Source organism: Flavobacterium sp. UBA7663 (genome assembly GCF_002483315.1).
Taxonomy (GTDB): Bacteria; Bacteroidota; Bacteroidia; order Flavobacteriales; family Flavobacteriaceae; genus Flavobacterium.
Genome location: NZ_DLHR01000014.1, coordinates 81,156 through 97,506, shown reverse-complemented (window position 1 = coordinate 97,506; position 16,351 = coordinate 81,156). Strand labels below are relative to the sequence as shown.

The following is a 16,351-nucleotide window of genomic DNA, read 5'->3' as shown; positions in this document are numbered from 1 at the left end:
GTTCGAGCCTCGTCTTCCGCTCTACAAAAAAGCCTTGCATCTGCAAGGCTTTTTTTATTTTAATTCGTTTAGTTCGGTTTCAGGTGCCACTTCAATTGGCGTTTCATTTCTTTTGAAAATTCGAGCAGTTAAAGCTCCTTTCAATTTTACAGAATCTCTTTTAACTTCTAACCAACTTCCTTCTCTCAATCCAACAACAGGTTGCGGATTAAAATGGTGAAATTCATTAATTCGGGTTTCGCGCGTTTCTCCCATGTGTGTTGAACCTTCAATAGGGTCTAAATAATGAGGATTAATGTTGAACGAAACAAATCCTAAAGTTCTAAAACTTGGTGGATATACAATAGGCATATCATTAGTAGTACTCATTGTTAAACCGCAAATGTTACTTCCGGCGCTAGTTCCTAAATAAGGTGTTCCGTTTTTAACTACTTTTTCTAAAGTATCAATTACATTGTTTTTGTATAATTGGCTTACTAATAAAAAAGTGTTTCCTCCGCCAGTAAAAATTCCTTCCGCATTTTCAAGGGCTTCAATTGGATTTTCAAATTCGTGAATTCCTTTTACTGTGATGTTAATTTTTGTAAAAGCCTTACTAACTTTTTTGGTGTAATCGTCATGCGAAATACCACTTGGTCTTGCATATGGAATAAAAAGCAACTCTTTTACGTTTAAAAAGAAAGTTTGTAATTCAGGTAATAAATAATCTAAATAGTCGCCACCATGTAAAGTTGATGTACTAGCAATTATAATATTTTTCATTAAATTAATTTTTTACAAATTTATCAAATTGTATTAACATAAGTTTATCATCTCATTAGGATTTCATTTTGACGAGAACTAATTACATTTACAATGTGATAAGATTTCATTTATGATAAAAAAACTATTTTTCTTTTTTTTACTAATTCCAGGTTTTCTTTTTTCTCAGGACATCTCCATAATTAAAGGTAAAGTTGTTTCTGAGTCTTCACTATTGGAAGGAATTCATATCATTAATTTATCAAAAAAAAATGGCGCTGTTACTGATTCAAGAGGTTATTTTGAAATAAGTGCAAAAATTTCTGATACGCTACAATTTAGTGCAGTTAATCTGAAAGCTAGACGATATGTATTAACCGCCAATGATTTTTTAAAAGATTTGGTTTTTGTAAAAATGGAATCACTCATTAATGAATTAGATGAGGTTGCTATCATTCAATATAAAAATATAAATGCAGTTGCTCTTGGAATTGTACCTGCCAACCAAAAAACATATACTCCAGCAGAACGTAAATTAGCTACGGCTGGAGATTTTAAATGGTATAGTCCGTTATTAATTCCTTTGGGAGGAATGAGTGTTGATGGATTAATAAATTCGATTAGCGGAAGAACAAGTATGTTAAAGAAAGAATTAGTGGTTGAAAGAAAAGAAATGTTACAACTGAAAACTTCTGATTATTTTGAAAGGGAGTATTTTATTGAAACACTAAAAATTCCAGAAATTTATGTTGATGGGTTTCTGTTTTATATAGCAGAAAATGAAAGATTTGCTAGAGCAATGAGAGATAAAAATAAAACTATGGCGTCTTTTATTTTATCAGAGTTGGCGGTGGAATATTTAAAGCTAAATGAACTTGAAATTTCTAAAATCAAAGCAGATGAAAAATAACGGTCTTTTTTGCATACTCTTTTTATTTGTTCAAATTTGTTTTGGACAACATGTGGAAAGAAAAGTTTTAAAAGGAAGAATTGTTGCCGATTCAATAGAAGTTGAAAATTTAACGATTTTTAATATTACTTCAAATATTGGAGCAGTTACGAATGTGGATGGAAAATTTTCTATTAAAGCTAGAGCTACGGATACGCTTTTTATTCAAGGACTTTCATACGATTCCAAAAAATATATTTTAACCGATAAGGATTTTTGGTTAGAGGAATTAGAAATTAGATTGCAAGTAAGAGTTACCGAGTTAAATGAAGTAGAAATTACACCCTATACGCTTACGGGTATTATTGAAGAAGACATAAAACGAATCCAAGTTTATGGTGATGGTTTTGCAAAAATTGATGCAAAAAAAGTCATGTATTATGAAGATGATGTTCGGTTAGGAACACCTGTAAATACTGCAATGCCAAGTCATTTTGCGCCCAATGGGTCGAATTTTAATTTTCTAGCTATAGGAGCTGGATTAGTGAGTTTATTTGTAAAAGATAAAAACCCTAAAAAGTATTCAGAACAAGTTTTTGAAGAACGAAGACAGCGAGATATTCAGTCTAAATCTTTTTCTCACCATATGTTTGAGCGTTTTTCACATAATTTTTTCGTAGAAACCTTAAAAATTAAACATGAAGATATTCCCTTGTTTTTGCAATATGCTGAAATGCCTGCCAAAGATTTATCATTGTTTTTAAAATCTGAATATGAATTACAGCTTATTCAGTATTTAACCGATAAAGCAAAAGCATATAAATTAGAAAAGCAAAAGGAATAATTACTATTTTTACCCAATGAAGAAGAATTTGTTGCGATTTGTTTTGCCAATCATTATGGTTGTGCTGTTGAGCTCATTTGCTTGGCATAAGTTTTATGTTTCGGTAACTCAAATCGATTATGTGCCTAATAAAAAAAGAATAGAAATTACGCATAGAATTTTTATCGACGATTTAGAAAAAGCACTGGAAAAAAAATACAAGAAGAAAGTATATTTAACTTCTAAGAAAGAATTGCCCGAAGCCGAAACCTTAATTAAAGATTACTTAAAGGAAAACGTAAAGATTTCCATAAATAAAAAAGCACAAAACCTTGAATTTTTAGCTCGAGAAGTAGAAGGCGATGTGTTAATTTTTTACAGTAAAATTGCTATTTCAAAAAAAATAAATACCTTCGAAATCTTTAATTCATTACTAACCGATGTTTACAGCGAACAACAAAATATTGTTCATGTAAATATTAATAGTAACAAAAACAGCTTTTTGTTTACTAATAGTGATGCGCAACAAAAAATAGTCTATTAAAAGAAACTGAAATACCATGAAAAAGTCAATTGTACTTAGTGCTTTTTTAACTCTAGCAGTTACTTTTGGAGCCTTGGCTCAAGAAGTGAAAACAGAAGAAAAAAAGCGTGAATTAGGACATTATAACGAGAATAAATTCCGTCAAATGTATGACGAAATGGCCACTCCTAATATGTTCAGAACAGCTTCTGGAGCTCCAGGACCTGCTTATTATCAGCAAAAAGCAGATTATAAAATGAATCTGGAATTAGATGATAAGAATAAAAAACTATATGGTTCAGAAACTATTACCTATCACAATAACGCAAAAGAATCGTTGGAATATTTATGGGTACAATTAGACCAAAATATCGAAAGACCTGATTCGAAAACACCTTTGGTAGAAAGTCAAAATATGGACAAGGCCATTTCAACAAGTGGTTTTGCAAAAAAATATATGGGAAGTCCTTTTCCTGGAGGTTTTAATATTGAATATGTTAAAGATGCCAAAGGAAATCCAATGAAATATACCATCAATCAAACCATGATGCGAATCGATTTGCCTAAGCCATTAAAAAATGGTGAAAAAGTTTCTTTCTCAATCAAGTGGTGGTACAATATTGTGAATTACATGGAAGGAGCTAACAACGGTCGTTCTGGTTACGAGCAATTTCCTGATGGAAACCGTTTGTTTGTAATGGCACAATTTTTCCCAAGAATGGCTGTTTACAATGATGTTGAAGGATGGCAAAACATGCAATTTTGGGGTAGAGGTGAATTTGCTTTAGTTTTTGGAGATTACGAAGTAAACATTACAGTTCCTGCTGACCACGTTATGGAAGCAACAGGAGTTTTACAAAACAGAAGCGAAGTTTTTACTGCAGAACAAGTAAAAAGATGGGAATTAGCTGAAAAAACGTTTGATAAACCAGTAGTAATTGTTACTCAAGAAGAGGCAGTTGCAAAAGAAAGTAGTTTTTCAGACCAAAAGAAAACATGGAAATTTAAAGCACAAAATGTACGTGACTTTGGTTTTTCAACCTCAAGAAAATTTATAATTGATGCGATGGCAGTTGATTTACCAACAAACAAACCATTAGCAATTTCGATTTATCCAAAAGAAGCTAATCCGCTTTGGGGAGATTTGTCAACAAAAGCGGTAGCACATACTTTAAAAACATATTCACATTTTACATTTGATTATCCTTATCCAAAAGCAGTTTCAGTTTCTGCAGAAGATCAAGGAATGGAATATCCAATGATTTGTTGGAACTACGGTCGTCCTGACGAAAAAGGATTTGTAAGTGATCGAATTAAATACGGAATGTTAGGAGTTATTATCCACGAAGTAGGACATAATTTCTTCCCAATGATTGTAAATTCAGACGAAAGACAATGGTCATGGATGGATGAAGGTTTAAATACATTCTTAGAATATTTAACAGAAATTTCATTCGATCCAAAATTCCCTGCAACAAGAGGTCCAGCTAAAAATATTGTGCCTTACATGAAAGGAAATCAAAAATATTTAGAACCTATTATGTCAAACTCTGAGAATATTTATCAATTTGGTGCTAATGCTTACGGAAAACCAGCTACAGGTTTAAATATTTTGAGAGAAACTATTATGGGTCACGAATTGTTTGACCACGCATTCAAAACTTATGCTAACCGTTGGAAATTTAAACACCCAACACCAGAAGATTTCTTCAGAACTATGGAAGATGCTTCAGCTGTAGATTTAGATTGGTTTTGGAGAGGTTGGTTCTATTCGACAGATTATACTGATATTGGAGTGAAAACAGTTAAACAATATTACGTTTCTACTGAAGCTTCAAAAGAAACTCAAGCAATGTTTAATAGAAGAGGAAGAAAAATTAGCGATGGAGAACCAATGTTGTACTTAGTTGCTGAAGACGCTCCAGATTTTAAACCTGAATTGAAAAAAGCAATGGATGTAAATAGTGTTCAAGCACTTTCTGATTATGTAAATAAAAATTATACGACTGAAGAAAAAAATGCATTAAAATCGCCTAAATATTTCTATGAAGTAGAGTTTGAAAAGCCAGGAGGATTAATTATGCCAATCATCGTAGAGCTTCAGTTTGAAGACGGAACGAGTGAAGTACAAAAATTCCCAGCTCAAATTTGGAGAAGAAACAACGACACTGCTAAACGTGTTTTCGCAACTGAGAAAAAAGTAGTAAAAATTCAATTAGATCCAAAATTAGAAACAGCTGATATTGATGTTGAAAATAATTATTGGCCTAAAGCAGAAACAGAATCAAAATTTGATACTTTAGAGAAAAAATAAGAATTAAGACTATCTTCGGATAGTCTTTTTTTTGATTACTTTAAGATAAAGTAGGTATAAAACTTTGTAACTTTGCGAAGTTAATTTTCAAGACAATACGTTATGTTTGGAATAGGAGGAGGCGAATTATTTTTCATTATTCTAGTAGTTTTAATGTTGTTTGGATCAGATAAGATTCCAGATATTGCACGTGCTTTGGGTAAAGGTATGGCGCAGTTAAAAAATGCAACAAACGAAATTAAAAGCGAAATTCAGAAAGGAACTCAAGATGCTGGTTTGGATATGAATACTTTAACAGGAGGTGTTTCAGATGAAATAGCAAAAGCAAAAGAGGGAATTGCAAAAATGGTAAATCCTATGGAAAACATCAATTTAGATGTTCAAAATCCGATTGAAAAAGTAAAAGAAGATATAGAAACTATTACCGGACCTGTAAAAAGACAATTGTAATTTGGAACAGTTAATTAACCTAGATAAAGAATTATTTGTTTTTTTAAACGGATTAGGTTCTGAACCGTTTGATGGTTTTTGGAAAATTATTACCAAACAAATCTATTGGTCACCACTTTTTGTTGGAGTTTTTTATCTCATTCAAAAGAAAGTGGGTTGGAAAGGTTTAGGAATTATCATTCTTTTTTTAGCGGTATTAATAACTTTTACAGACCAAATTACAAATCTTTTTAAATATTCTTTCGAACGTTTACGACCATGTAACAATCCCGAACTTGATGGGACAATTAGAGAAGTAATCACAAGAAAATCATTTAGTTTTTTCTCTGGACATGCTTCTAATTCATTTGCCTCTACAACGTTTGTTGTATTAATCCTTCGCAAATATTATAAACACACTTATTTGCTGTTTTTGTTTCCACTAATTTTTGCTTACAGCAGAATTTACTTAGGATTGCACTATCCAGGAGATATTCTTACAGGTTATTTGTTTGGAGCAACTTTTGGTTTAGTGTTTTATAAATTGTACTTGTTTTTTGGAAAAAAATACAATTTCATTACAAAACACGACTAACCGTCAAACCATCACGAATAGGCAACAAAACCGTCTCTACTCTTGGGTCAGTGTTCAATAGTTGATTGTATTCTAATAAAACAGGTGTGCTTTTATCGTTAGGTTTTACTTCTTCCAAAACTTTTCCGCTCCACAAGACATTATCCGATAAGATAATTCCGCCTTTATTCATCATGGGAACAATCAAGTGAAAGTAATTCACGTAATTTTCTTTATCGGCATCAATGAAAACCAAATCAAATTTTTTATTTAGTGTTGGAATAATTTCAACCGCATCGCCTAAGTGTTGAAAAATTTGATCTTTCCATGGCGAGGCATCAAAATATTTTCTTTGAAAATCTACTAATTCTTCTTCAATATCAATTGTATCTAAAGTTCCGTTTTCAGCCAATCCTTCTGCTAAACACAAAGCAGCATAACCAGTATACGTTCCAATTTCCAAAATATGTTTTGGGCGAATAATTTTAGAAAGCATACTCAAAACTCTACCTTGAAAATGACCGCTCAACATACGAGGTTGCATGATTTTTTGGTAAGTTTCTTTGTTAAGTTTCGCTAATAATTCAGGTTCCGCTTGTGAATGATTGGCAACGTAATCTTCTAAATCTTCTGATATGAAATGCATGATAAAATCAAATTTTCAACAAAAATACAAATTCCAACTCTTCTAATTTCTAATTTCTGAATTCTAAATTCTAAATTCATTACTTTTGCACCATGCAAATCGAGAAAAAAGACATACGAGCACTTACTAAAGAACAATTGCGCAACTTTTTTGTTTCTAACGGAGACAAAGCATTTCGTGGCAACCAAGTTTACGAATGGTTATGGCAAAAACGCGCGCATACTTTTGAAGATATGACGAATGTGTCTAAAGAAACACGCGCTATGTTAGAAGCTAATTTTGTAATTAATCACATAAAAGTAGATACTTTACAACGTAGCGAAGACGGAACAGTTAAAAACGCGGTTCGTTTGCACGATGACTTAATTGTAGAATCGGTTTTGATTCCTACAGAAACTCGAACGACAGCTTGTGTTTCTTCGCAAGTGGGTTGTAGTTTAGATTGTAATTTTTGTGCTACAGCGAGATTAAAACGCATGAGAAATTTGGAACCAGGAGAAATCTATGACCAAGTAGCTGCAATTGATAACGAAAGTCGTTTATATTATGACCGACCTCTATCAAATATCGTTTTCATGGGAATGGGTGAGCCTTTGATGAATTATCCAAACGTAATGAAAGCTATTGATATGATTACGTCTACCGAAGGTTTAGGAATGTCGCCAAAACGTATCACAGTTTCTACTTCTGGAATTCCGAAAATGATTAAAAAAATGGCAGACGATGAGGTGAAATTCAAATTAGCAGTTTCTTTGCATTCAGCTGTGGAGGAAATTCGAAATGAAATCATGCCATTTACCAAAAATTTTCCACTAACCGATTTACGTGAAAGTTTAGAATATTGGTACAGAAAAACGAAAAGCAAAGTTACATACGAATACGTAGTTTGGAAAGGAATCAATGACGATAAAAAATCAATTGATGCTTTGGTGAAATTCTGTAAATATGTACCATGTAAAGTTAATCTTATCGAGTATAATCCTATTGACGACGGTATGTTTCAACAAGCATCAGAAGAGGCAACTAACGCTTATATTACGGCTTTAGCAAAAAGTAATATTGTTGCAAAAGTGAGAAGAAGTCGTGGAAAAGATATTGATGCGGCTTGTGGTCAATTAGCAAATAAATCTTAAAATTCAATTATTGTAATTTTTGTGCTATAAAAAGATGTAGGAAATACGTGTTTTTTTGTAAGAAACAGTATCTTCGTACAACTGAAATTTTTTTTATTTAAGAAATAAATTTCAGTTTCAATAAACACACATCAAACATTATGATTAAGCACACCTTATTTTTTCTACTTTTTTTTACGTTTAGTTTTTCACAAGAAAACATTACAAAAGGAATTATTAAAGATGCAGAAACAAAAGAAACGGTTCCTTTTGTAAATATTCTTTTTAAAGATAATTCGGGAAATTTGACTGGCACGATGACAAATGAAAATGGTGAATTTTCATTACATCACATTAAAGAAGTTGAGATTAGTCATATCAATTACGAAACCAAGAAAGTCGTGTTTGAAACTAAGGAAGTTGAAATTTATCTAAGTCCAAAAGTGTATGTTTTAGATGAATTAATAATCTCAAATGTTTCAGGTAGAGATTTTTTGAAATCGTTAATAAAAGACGCTAAAGTTCGTGCCGTAAAAAACACTAAGTTAACTACATATGGTAGAGAAATTGTAAAAATTAACAATCAGTATACCAAGTATTCAGATGCTAAAATGGATTATTTCATTAAAAAAGGAAATGGTAAATCGGTTTTACAAATAAATCAAAGTAGAGCTATAAAATCCAATTTGCAAGATTCAACGAGTTCTGTTTTGAATGGAATGGATTCGGCCTACAATGTAAGAGATTATGTAAAATATGCTTATAATTTTGATGGAATTGAAAATCTTATTAAGAGTAAAGAATATACTTTTGATCGATATTTAAGAAGAGATGCAGCTGGGTTTGAATACGAATTCATTAAAATAATTCCGAATGCAGATAGCGATGAATTATTGTACGAAGGTTATGTTATCGTAGATAATAAATCCAATAAAATAATTGAATTTAAGGTTGAAATAGCAGAATCTCACAAGAAAAATTCAAAACTTAAAAATATATTAATTGCTAAATTAAAACTTAATGACCAATCGGTTTGGTGTAAGTTTAAGTTTGTAAATAACCAATATGAATTGGTTTACTATAAAAGTAGTTTTAATATTTATATTCAAATGGGTAAAAAAGTACACGACAATGTTAGTGGTACTTTTGATTTATTAGTGCTTGATAGCAAAAACGACGTAGAAATACCAGAAAAAGGTTTTGATGGAAAAACTATTTTTGAAGCTGGCACTAATTACACAGAGAAATTTTGGAAAATGAACAACATTTTTCCTTTAAAAGAAAGCGAACAGCAATTTGTTGATTCTATTAAAAATTAATAGGTTTTCATTCTAAAAAATCAAAGAGATTTCGATAAAGTTCGGAGTCTCTTTTTTTATAATCTTTTGCTAAACTTTTGACTAACGAGTTTGTTTTTGTATTTTTGATACCTCAATGAAAATAACCGAACAAATAAAGCTACCCATCGCAAATGAAATGGAACTCTTTGAAGAGAAGTTTCGCGATTCCATGTCTTCAAAAGTGGCTTTATTAAACAGAATCACACATTACATAGTAAATCGAAAGGGAAAACAAATGCGACCAATGTTTGTTTTCTTAACGGCTAAAATGGTTTCGGGTGGTTCCATTAATGAGCGAACATATCGTGGTGCTTCGGTTATTGAATTAATCCATACTGCAACTTTAGTTCATGATGATGTCGTAGACGATAGTAACAAACGTCGTGGTTTTTTTTCTTTGAATGCGCTTTGGAAAAATAAAATTGCCGTTTTAGTAGGTGATTATTTGCTTTCAAAAGGTTTATTGCTTTCTATTGATAATAACGATTTTGATTTGTTAAAAATCATTTCAGTCGCAGTTCGTGAAATGAGTGAAGGCGAATTACTTCAAATTGAAAAAGCACGCAGATTAGACATCACTGAAGATATTTATTACGAAATTATCCGACAAAAAACAGCTACTTTAATTGCAGCTTGTTGTTCGCTTGGCGCATGTTCTGTTGCTCCAGAAGATAAAGATGTGGTCGAGAAAATGCGAAAATTTGGAGAGCTTATCGGAATGGCATTTCAAATTAAAGACGATTTATTCGATTATACCGATGACGCTATTGGAAAACCAACCGGAATTGACATCAAAGAACAAAAAATGACATTGCCACTGATTTACGCTTTGAATAATTGTTCTCCAAAAGAAAAAAGTTGGGTAATCAATTCGGTAAAAAATCATAATAAAGATAAAAAGCGCGTTGCAGCAGTTATCCAATTTGTAAAAGACAAAAACGGATTAACGTACGCCGAAGAAAAAATGGTGCAATTTCAGCAAGAAGCACTTTCATTATTACAAGATTTCCCAACATCTACTTATAAAGATTCCCTTATTTTAATGGTAAATTACGTTATTGAAAGAAAAAAATAAAAAAAGTTCAATTTCAAGGGCAAAAGTCAATTTCAATTTTTAAAATTTCTCTAATTATTTCAATCTGCGTTCCTTAATTAGAAGTTTTTTTATTTTTTTAAAGATTCATGCAACCATTTTCAAAACATTCTCGTCTATATAATTAGAAGCAATAATTCAATAACAAGCCCAAGACCAAAAATCAATTTCAAATAGTATAAATTTGAGTTTGATATTGAACTTGACATTGAACTTGAAAAATGAAAGTAATTCAATTACATCAAGAAGAAAAACAACTTATTATGTTGGCTGTTGAAAATAATCGACAAGCACAACAGCAGATTTATGCCAAGTTTTCTTCTAAAATGTTAAGTGTGTGTCGCCAATACATAAAAGACATTCACCACGCAGAAGATGTAATGATTACAGGATTTATGAAAGTGTTTACTAATCTGAAAAATTTTGAACACAAAGGTAGTTTTGAAGGTTGGATTCGCAGAATTATGATTTATGAATGTATCGATTTTATTCGGGTGAAAAAGAATAATTTCAATCACCAAGATATAGATGATGTTACGGTAAGTGAGAATGAATCGGTTTATGAAATGGAAGATTTTTCGGTAGATGACATTCAAAACATGATTGACAATTTACCCGATGGTTATAAAATGGTATTTAATTTATATGCGATTGAAGGCTACAAACATCAGGAAATAGCTGAAATGCTCAAAATAAGTGAAGGAACATCAAAATCGCAATTATCACACGCCCGAAAGTTATTGCAACAACAAATCACCGACTTAAAAAACAAATTAAATGGAACCAAATAAAATAGATAATCAAATAAGAGAAAAGCTGAATGCTAGAGAAATTCAGCCATCAACTCAAGCTTGGGACCGATTAGATGCTATGCTTACGGTTTCAGAAGAAAAAAAGCCAAAGAAAGGTTATGGTTGGTTTTTTGTGGCCGCTTCTACGATACTTTTTTTCGGATTGGGATTTTTCCTTTTCAATTCAAACGAAACAACAGAAATTAATATTTCAACACCAATTGTAACAACCATTAATGAAGAAACAGATTCAATTGAAACAACTAAAATAAATGAGATTTTAGTTGAAAAAGAACAATCCGTTTTAGTTCAAAATGAAGTAAACTTTTCAAAAACGCAAAAAAACAAGAAATCAAAGGAAACAAATGAATTGATAAAACCGGAAAATGATTTGGAAGAAAAAATCACTCCCAACTCCCAACTTCAAACTCCCAACTCATACAAATATGTTTCGCCTGAAAATTTATTAGCCGAAGTTCAAACAGGTGAAAAAGTGATTATTTCAGATAAAAAAATAAGTCCAAAAGCTAAAATGAAAGTAGATGCTAATTCGTTACTAACAAATGTTGAAAAAGAATTAGACGAAAATCACAGAGAAACTACTTTAGATAAATTAAATAGGAAGTTTAAAGATGCTAAATCAGCTTTAGCGAATAGAAATTACGAATAAACAAAAATCATCATTAATTAAAAATCAAACAGTCATGCAAAAAATTATTTTGTACACCATCGTTATGGTGTTTAGTTTCCTAACAAAAGCCGTTGCGCAGGAAATAGAAACTATAGAGAAATCAACCGAGTGGATTGCACGTGGAAGTAAGCCAGAAAGTTATGAAATGGGTTTGTCAAAAAAATCAACATCTAACGAGCAAGAAGTTTTAACTATACGATCTATTGATAAAAAAATAGAGGGTTTTGGAACTTTAATGAAATCGAGTAAGCCTGATTTATATTTGGGAAAAACTATCAAAATGACAGGTTATGTTAAAAGTGAAAAAGTAAAATCTTGGGCTGGACTTTGGATGCGAATTGATTATTATAATGATAAAGTTCTTTCTTTTGATAATATGCAAAATAGAGCTATAGAAGGAACAAGTGATTGGGCTAAATACGAAGTTGTTTTATTTGTACCTCAAGATGCAACAGATTTTTCTTATGGCGTCTTGTTAGATGGAACAGGTCAAATTTGGTTTAAAGACATACAACTTGAGATTGTAGATGATTCTGTTTCAGAAACTGGAATTATAAAAGGTAGAAATTCAAAAAGTATTTCATTTGAAGATAAAGCGAAAGCAATTGCAAACAGCATTGAAATGATTACTACTGAAGAAAAAAACGCTTTAAAAAAAGAAGTTGAAGCAATTGATTTAAAAGTAAAAGAAGGAGAAATTTCAGCTGAAAAAGCACAAGATTTGAAATCTAAAATTGCTCAAGAACGTGCTAACAATATTGAAACTAAAGTAGCAATTGAAGAAGCAAAATTAGCTCAATTGGTTCAAGATAAAGTGGATGGTAAAATTTCTGATTCTGATGACAAACCAAAAAGAGGAGGAACTAAGATTGTTTTAGGAAGTAGTAAAGATGATTCTATTGGAGAAAATAGGACCGAAATCAACTTAGGCTCCATGAAAATCTACAATGGAGAAAAAGATAAAGCCGAAAGAAAATCTAAAAGAACTACATCACAATTTGTTTTTGCCTTTGGTTTAAATAATGTGATTACCGACGGAGAAAATTTAGAAGATTCAGATTATAGAGTTTGGGGTTCGCATTTTTATGAATGGGGAGTTACTTATAATTCAAGAATTTTCAAAAACAACAATCTGCTTCATGCTAAATACGGACTATCATTGATGTATAACAATCTTCGTCCAACTGATAATCGTTATTTCGTTAAAAATGGTGATCAAACAGATTTAGTTACATCAACTGTAAAATTAGATGATTCTCGTTTTAGAAATGTGTATTTAACAGCGCCATTGCATTTAGAATTCGATTTTACACCTAAAAAACTTTCAAAAGATGGTACAAAAACCTATTTCAGAACACATGAGTCGGTTCGTTTAGGAATTGGAGGTTATGGAGGTGTTCGCATTAAGTCAAAACAAATTTTAAAATACGAAGTTGACGACATTAAAGTAAAAGAAAAACAAAAAGGAGATTTCAATGTTTCTGATTTTACATACGGGTTAAGCGCTTATTTAGGATATGGTCAAACCAGTCTATATGTTAAATATGACTTAAATCCAATGTTCAAGAACAATAATATTGATCAAAACAACGTTTCATTAGGAATACGCTTTGATTTTAATTAAATTTAGGGTTAAGTTGAGTTCTCTGTTTAAAAAAGCACTTCAGTCATATGAAGTGCTTTTTTGTTTTTATAAGTTTTTTTGTAGATTAACTTTACAACTTTGTATCTTTGAGACTTTCCAAATTAAAATTGCAATTTGATATCAAAAGACACCATAGAAAAAGTATTTGAAACCGCCCGAGTTGAGGAGGTGATTGGTGATTTTGTGCAACTCAAACGTGCAGGAAGTAATTTGAAAGGACTAAGTCCGTTTGTAAATGAGAAATCGCCCTCGTTTATGGTTTCCCCTGTAAAGCAAATTTGGAAAGATTTCTCCTCTGGAAAAGGCGGAAATGCCGTGACTTTCTTAATGGAACACGAACATTTCACCTATCCAGAAGCCATTAAATATTTAGCGGTAAAATACAATATCGAGATTGAAGAAACAGTCCAGTCAGATGAAGATGTAGCACAAGCTAATGAAAAGGAAAGTATGTATTTGGTTTCCGAATTTGCACAAAAATATTTTCATCACACTTTATTAGAAACCGAAGAAGGAAAAGCTATTGGATTGTCTTATTTTAAAGAACGTGGTTTTACTTCTGAAACAATTAAGAAATTCGGATTAGGATATTCGCCAGAAACTTGGGATGCTTTTACCAAAGAAGCACTCGGGAAAGGTTATAAATTAGAATATTTAGACAAAACTGGACTTTCCATTGTGAAAGAAGACAAGCAATTCGACCGATTTAAAGGTCGTGTGATGTTCCCGATTCAAAGTATGAGTGGTCGTGTTTTGGGTTTTGGAGGTCGTATTTTGACCAATGATAAAAAAGCAGCAAAATACCTGAATTCGCCCGAAAGTGATATTTACCATAAGAGTAAAGTTTTATACGGAATTTTCCATGCGAAGCAATCTATTGCTAAGCTGAATAATTGTTATTTGGTGGAAGGTTATACCGATGTTATCCAAATGAATCAAGCTGGAATTGAAAATGTTGTGGCTTCATCTGGAACAGCTTTAACGCCTGATCAAATCCGATTAATTAATCGCTTAACCCCAAATATTACGGTTCTTTTTGATGGTGATGCAGCCGGACTTCGAGCTTCTATTCGAGGAATTGATTTGATTTTGGAAGCAGGAATGAACGTTAAAGTGTGTACATTCCCAGACGGCGATGACCCAGATAGTTTTGCTCGAAAAACGTCTTATGAAGATTTATTGCACTATTTCGAAGAAAACGCTAAAGATTTCATTCAGTTCAAGGCGTCTTTATTGATGCAAGAAGCAAAGAATGATCCAATTAAAAAAGCAGATTTGATTCGAGATATGGTCATCAGTATTTCTAAAATTCCAGACCGAATCAAACGCGAAGTATATATTAAGGAATGTTCCCGAATCATGGATATTTCCGAAGATGTGCTTTTTAATACGTTAGCACAATTAGTTAAAAAAGACTTATCGGAAGCTAATAAACAATACAAAGAAGAACAAAAAGCTTTTGAGGTTGTTAAGAATGATGTTTCTCAGCCAACAGCTAAAGTTGATATCCAATACGAATTAGAACATAAAATCATCCAGATTTTACTTTTGTATGGAGATAAAGAAGTCACTTTTGAAGATACTATTTTAGCTCAAAATGAAGATGGCGAAATGGTTGAGGTAAAGGAGCAAAATAACTATAAAGTATACCAACGTATTTATCTGAGTTTGCAAGAAGATGAGGTGGAATTGGCTAATCCAGTTTTCAAAGCAATTTATAACCATTTGATTGCATACTATAATGAAAATGAAGCTTTTGAATTGGATAAATATTTGATGCATCTTCCAGAAGAATTAGCGCAAGAAGTTACCACGGTTCTTATGAATGAAGAGCGTGAAGTGCTACACAATTGGGAAGTACAACAAATTTATGTAAAACAAAAAGAAGCCACCATAAGCCAATACGTAACCGAAACGATTATTACATTGCGCTGGTATTTAGTCAATAATATTATCGACGATTTGAAAAATAATGTTTCAAATGAAGAACAATCTGATAATTCAGAAACATTAGAAATGGTAATGGCTTACTTGGGGCTTACGCATATTTTTTCTAAAAGCTTGGGTAGAGTTTTATCCAGATACAACTAAATTACGTCTAAATCTTTCGCTTTTTTTAATAAATCTACTAAGTTGGTAACATTTAGTTTGGCTAACAAACGCAACTTGTATGTACTGATGGTTTTTTCATCCAAACCTAAAATTTGAGCTACTTCTTTGTTTTTCTTACCATCATTTAAGTAACGAAGCACTTCGATTTCTCTAGTAGATAATTTTTTAAACAAGCGTTCTGATTTTTTCCCTTTACTCAGCATTTCAATGCTTTTCTTAACGGTTTCGCTGAAAACAACTTTCCCTTCCGATACTTTTGCAATTGTACCTTCTAGTTCTTTTAAATCACTTCGTTTAGAAACATAAGCCGAAACACCAGCTTTAATAGCTATTGGCGCATACATTTGTTCAGAAACGGTTGTAAAAAGTACAATTTTAGTTTCAGAAAAATCTTTCAATAAACTCTTAATATCTCTAATGCTAGATAAACCTTCTAATTCAACATCAAGTAGTAGTATGTCGCAACGTTTACCGTTTAAAACATTCAGTAATGATTCTAAATTTTTAGCCGATGCTACAACTTCCATGTGGGGGTTACCTTGAAAATACGATTGTAATCCTTGGACTACAACAGGTAAACTGTCTGCGATACATATTTTAACCATAACTAAAAAATTATATTATTCAT

Annotated in this window: 16 protein-coding genes; 13 read left to right on the top strand and 3 right to left on the bottom strand. The window is 31.7% G+C overall.

What is annotated here, in order from left to right:
* Positions 1–54 precede the first annotated feature (54 nt).
* The gene (gene pepE / locus B2741_RS04275; protein WP_291135753.1) at positions 55–762 is read right to left on the bottom strand and encodes a dipeptidase PepE; all 708 of its coding nucleotides are present in this window, start codon (positions 760–762) and stop codon (positions 55–57) included.
* Between the two features lie 112 nt (positions 763–874).
* Here pepE and B2741_RS04270 point away from each other — a divergent pair, with 112 nt between their 5' ends.
* The 6 genes from B2741_RS04270 (at position 875) to B2741_RS04245 (ending at position 6,314) form a co-directional block, all read left to right on the top strand.
* Positions 875–1,651, top strand: a complete 777-nt coding sequence (locus B2741_RS04270) for a carboxypeptidase-like regulatory domain-containing protein (RefSeq protein WP_291135751.1) — start codon at positions 875–877, stop codon at positions 1,649–1,651.
* 52 nt (positions 1,652–1,703) lie between these two features.
* On the top strand, positions 1,704–2,474 hold the full coding sequence (locus B2741_RS04265) for a hypothetical protein (RefSeq protein WP_291135749.1): 771 nt from the start codon (positions 1,704–1,706) through the stop codon (positions 2,472–2,474).
* A 16-nt stretch (positions 2,475–2,490) separates the two neighbouring features.
* A complete protein-coding gene (locus B2741_RS04260) occupies positions 2,491–2,997 on the top strand; it encodes a DUF6702 family protein (protein ID WP_291135747.1) in 507 nt (168 codons plus the stop codon).
* Between the two features lie 16 nt (positions 2,998–3,013).
* Complete coding sequence (locus B2741_RS04255; protein ID WP_291135745.1) at positions 3,014–5,290, top strand: M1 family metallopeptidase; 2,277 nt, start codon at positions 3,014–3,016, stop codon at positions 5,288–5,290.
* A 102-nt stretch (positions 5,291–5,392) separates the two neighbouring features.
* Positions 5,393–5,740 carry a twin-arginine translocase TatA/TatE family subunit gene (locus B2741_RS04250; protein ID WP_291135743.1) on the top strand — a complete coding sequence of 116 codons (348 nt, stop codon included), beginning with the start codon at positions 5,393–5,395 and terminating at the stop codon, positions 5,738–5,740.
* Position 5,741: 1 nt separating this feature from the next.
* Positions 5,742–6,314, top strand: a complete 573-nt coding sequence (locus B2741_RS04245) for a phosphatase PAP2 family protein (RefSeq protein WP_291135741.1) — start codon at positions 5,742–5,744, stop codon at positions 6,312–6,314.
* On the opposite strand, the gene B2741_RS04240 is transcribed toward B2741_RS04245, so the two are convergent.
* Positions 6,298–6,939 carry an O-methyltransferase gene (locus B2741_RS04240; protein ID WP_291135739.1) on the bottom strand — a complete coding sequence of 214 codons (642 nt, stop codon included), beginning with the start codon at positions 6,937–6,939 and terminating at the stop codon, positions 6,298–6,300. The two genes, B2741_RS04245 and B2741_RS04240, sit on opposite strands and share 17 nt — an antisense overlap.
* 92 nt (positions 6,940–7,031) lie before the next feature.
* Here B2741_RS04240 and rlmN point away from each other — a divergent pair, with 92 nt between their 5' ends.
* The 7 genes from rlmN (at position 7,032) to dnaG (ending at position 15,702) form a co-directional block, all read left to right on the top strand.
* The gene (rlmN, locus tag B2741_RS04235) at positions 7,032–8,072 is read left to right on the top strand and encodes a 23S rRNA (adenine(2503)-C(2))-methyltransferase RlmN (RefSeq protein ID WP_290820986.1); all 1,041 of its coding nucleotides are present in this window, start codon (positions 7,032–7,034) and stop codon (positions 8,070–8,072) included.
* A 140-nt stretch (positions 8,073–8,212) separates the two neighbouring features.
* Positions 8,213–9,370 carry a carboxypeptidase-like regulatory domain-containing protein gene (locus B2741_RS04230; RefSeq protein ID WP_291135736.1) on the top strand — a complete coding sequence of 386 codons (1,158 nt, stop codon included), beginning with the start codon at positions 8,213–8,215 and terminating at the stop codon, positions 9,368–9,370.
* Between the two features lie 115 nt (positions 9,371–9,485).
* The gene (locus tag B2741_RS04225) at positions 9,486–10,466 is read left to right on the top strand and encodes a polyprenyl synthetase family protein (RefSeq protein ID WP_291135734.1); all 981 of its coding nucleotides are present in this window, start codon (positions 9,486–9,488) and stop codon (positions 10,464–10,466) included.
* Positions 10,467–10,705: 239 nt separating this feature from the next.
* The gene (locus tag B2741_RS04220) at positions 10,706–11,275 is read left to right on the top strand and encodes an RNA polymerase sigma factor (protein WP_291135732.1); all 570 of its coding nucleotides are present in this window, start codon (positions 10,706–10,708) and stop codon (positions 11,273–11,275) included.
* A complete protein-coding gene (locus tag B2741_RS04215; protein WP_291135730.1) occupies positions 11,262–11,945 on the top strand; it encodes a hypothetical protein in 684 nt (227 codons plus the stop codon). The genes B2741_RS04220 and B2741_RS04215 overlap by 14 nt, the downstream gene beginning before the upstream one ends.
* Positions 11,946–11,979: 34 nt before the next feature.
* A complete protein-coding gene (locus B2741_RS04210; protein ID WP_291135728.1) occupies positions 11,980–13,590 on the top strand; it encodes a hypothetical protein in 1,611 nt (536 codons plus the stop codon).
* A gap of 135 nt (positions 13,591–13,725) precedes the next feature.
* The gene (dnaG, locus tag B2741_RS04205; RefSeq protein ID WP_291135725.1) at positions 13,726–15,702 is read left to right on the top strand and encodes a DNA primase; all 1,977 of its coding nucleotides are present in this window, start codon (positions 13,726–13,728) and stop codon (positions 15,700–15,702) included.
* Here the strand turns inward: dnaG and B2741_RS04200 are convergent.
* Complete coding sequence (locus B2741_RS04200; protein WP_291135723.1) at positions 15,699–16,328, bottom strand: response regulator transcription factor; 630 nt, start codon at positions 16,326–16,328, stop codon at positions 15,699–15,701. The genes dnaG and B2741_RS04200 overlap by 4 nt on opposite strands.
* Positions 16,329–16,351 lie beyond the last annotated feature (23 nt).

What these genes read in the sequence shown, in the direction of transcription:
- pepE (WP_291135753.1), bottom strand. Translation starts at nt 762, where the DNA reads ATGAAAAATATTATAATTGCTAGTACATCAACTTTACATGGTGGCGAC.
- B2741_RS04270 (WP_291135751.1), top strand. Translation starts at nt 875, where the DNA reads ATGATAAAAAAACTATTTTTCTTTTTTTTACTAATTCCAGGTTTTCTT.
- B2741_RS04260 (WP_291135747.1), top strand. Translation starts at nt 2,491, where the DNA reads ATGAAGAAGAATTTGTTGCGATTTGTTTTGCCAATCATTATGGTTGTG.
- B2741_RS04255 (WP_291135745.1), top strand. Translation starts at nt 3,014, where the DNA reads ATGAAAAAGTCAATTGTACTTAGTGCTTTTTTAACTCTAGCAGTTACT.
- B2741_RS04250 (WP_291135743.1), top strand. Translation starts at nt 5,393, where the DNA reads ATGTTTGGAATAGGAGGAGGCGAATTATTTTTCATTATTCTAGTAGTT.
- B2741_RS04240 (WP_291135739.1), bottom strand. Translation starts at nt 6,939, where the DNA reads ATGCATTTCATATCAGAAGATTTAGAAGATTACGTTGCCAATCATTCA.
- rlmN (WP_290820986.1), top strand. Translation starts at nt 7,032, where the DNA reads ATGCAAATCGAGAAAAAAGACATACGAGCACTTACTAAAGAACAATTG.
- B2741_RS04230 (WP_291135736.1), top strand. Translation starts at nt 8,213, where the DNA reads ATGATTAAGCACACCTTATTTTTTCTACTTTTTTTTACGTTTAGTTTT.
- B2741_RS04225 (WP_291135734.1), top strand. Translation starts at nt 9,486, where the DNA reads ATGAAAATAACCGAACAAATAAAGCTACCCATCGCAAATGAAATGGAA.
- B2741_RS04220 (WP_291135732.1), top strand. Translation starts at nt 10,706, where the DNA reads ATGAAAGTAATTCAATTACATCAAGAAGAAAAACAACTTATTATGTTG.
- B2741_RS04215 (WP_291135730.1), top strand. Translation starts at nt 11,262, where the DNA reads ATGGAACCAAATAAAATAGATAATCAAATAAGAGAAAAGCTGAATGCT.
- B2741_RS04210 (WP_291135728.1), top strand. Translation starts at nt 11,980, where the DNA reads ATGCAAAAAATTATTTTGTACACCATCGTTATGGTGTTTAGTTTCCTA.
- B2741_RS04200 (WP_291135723.1), bottom strand. Translation starts at nt 16,328, where the DNA reads ATGGTTAAAATATGTATCGCAGACAGTTTACCTGTTGTAGTCCAAGGA.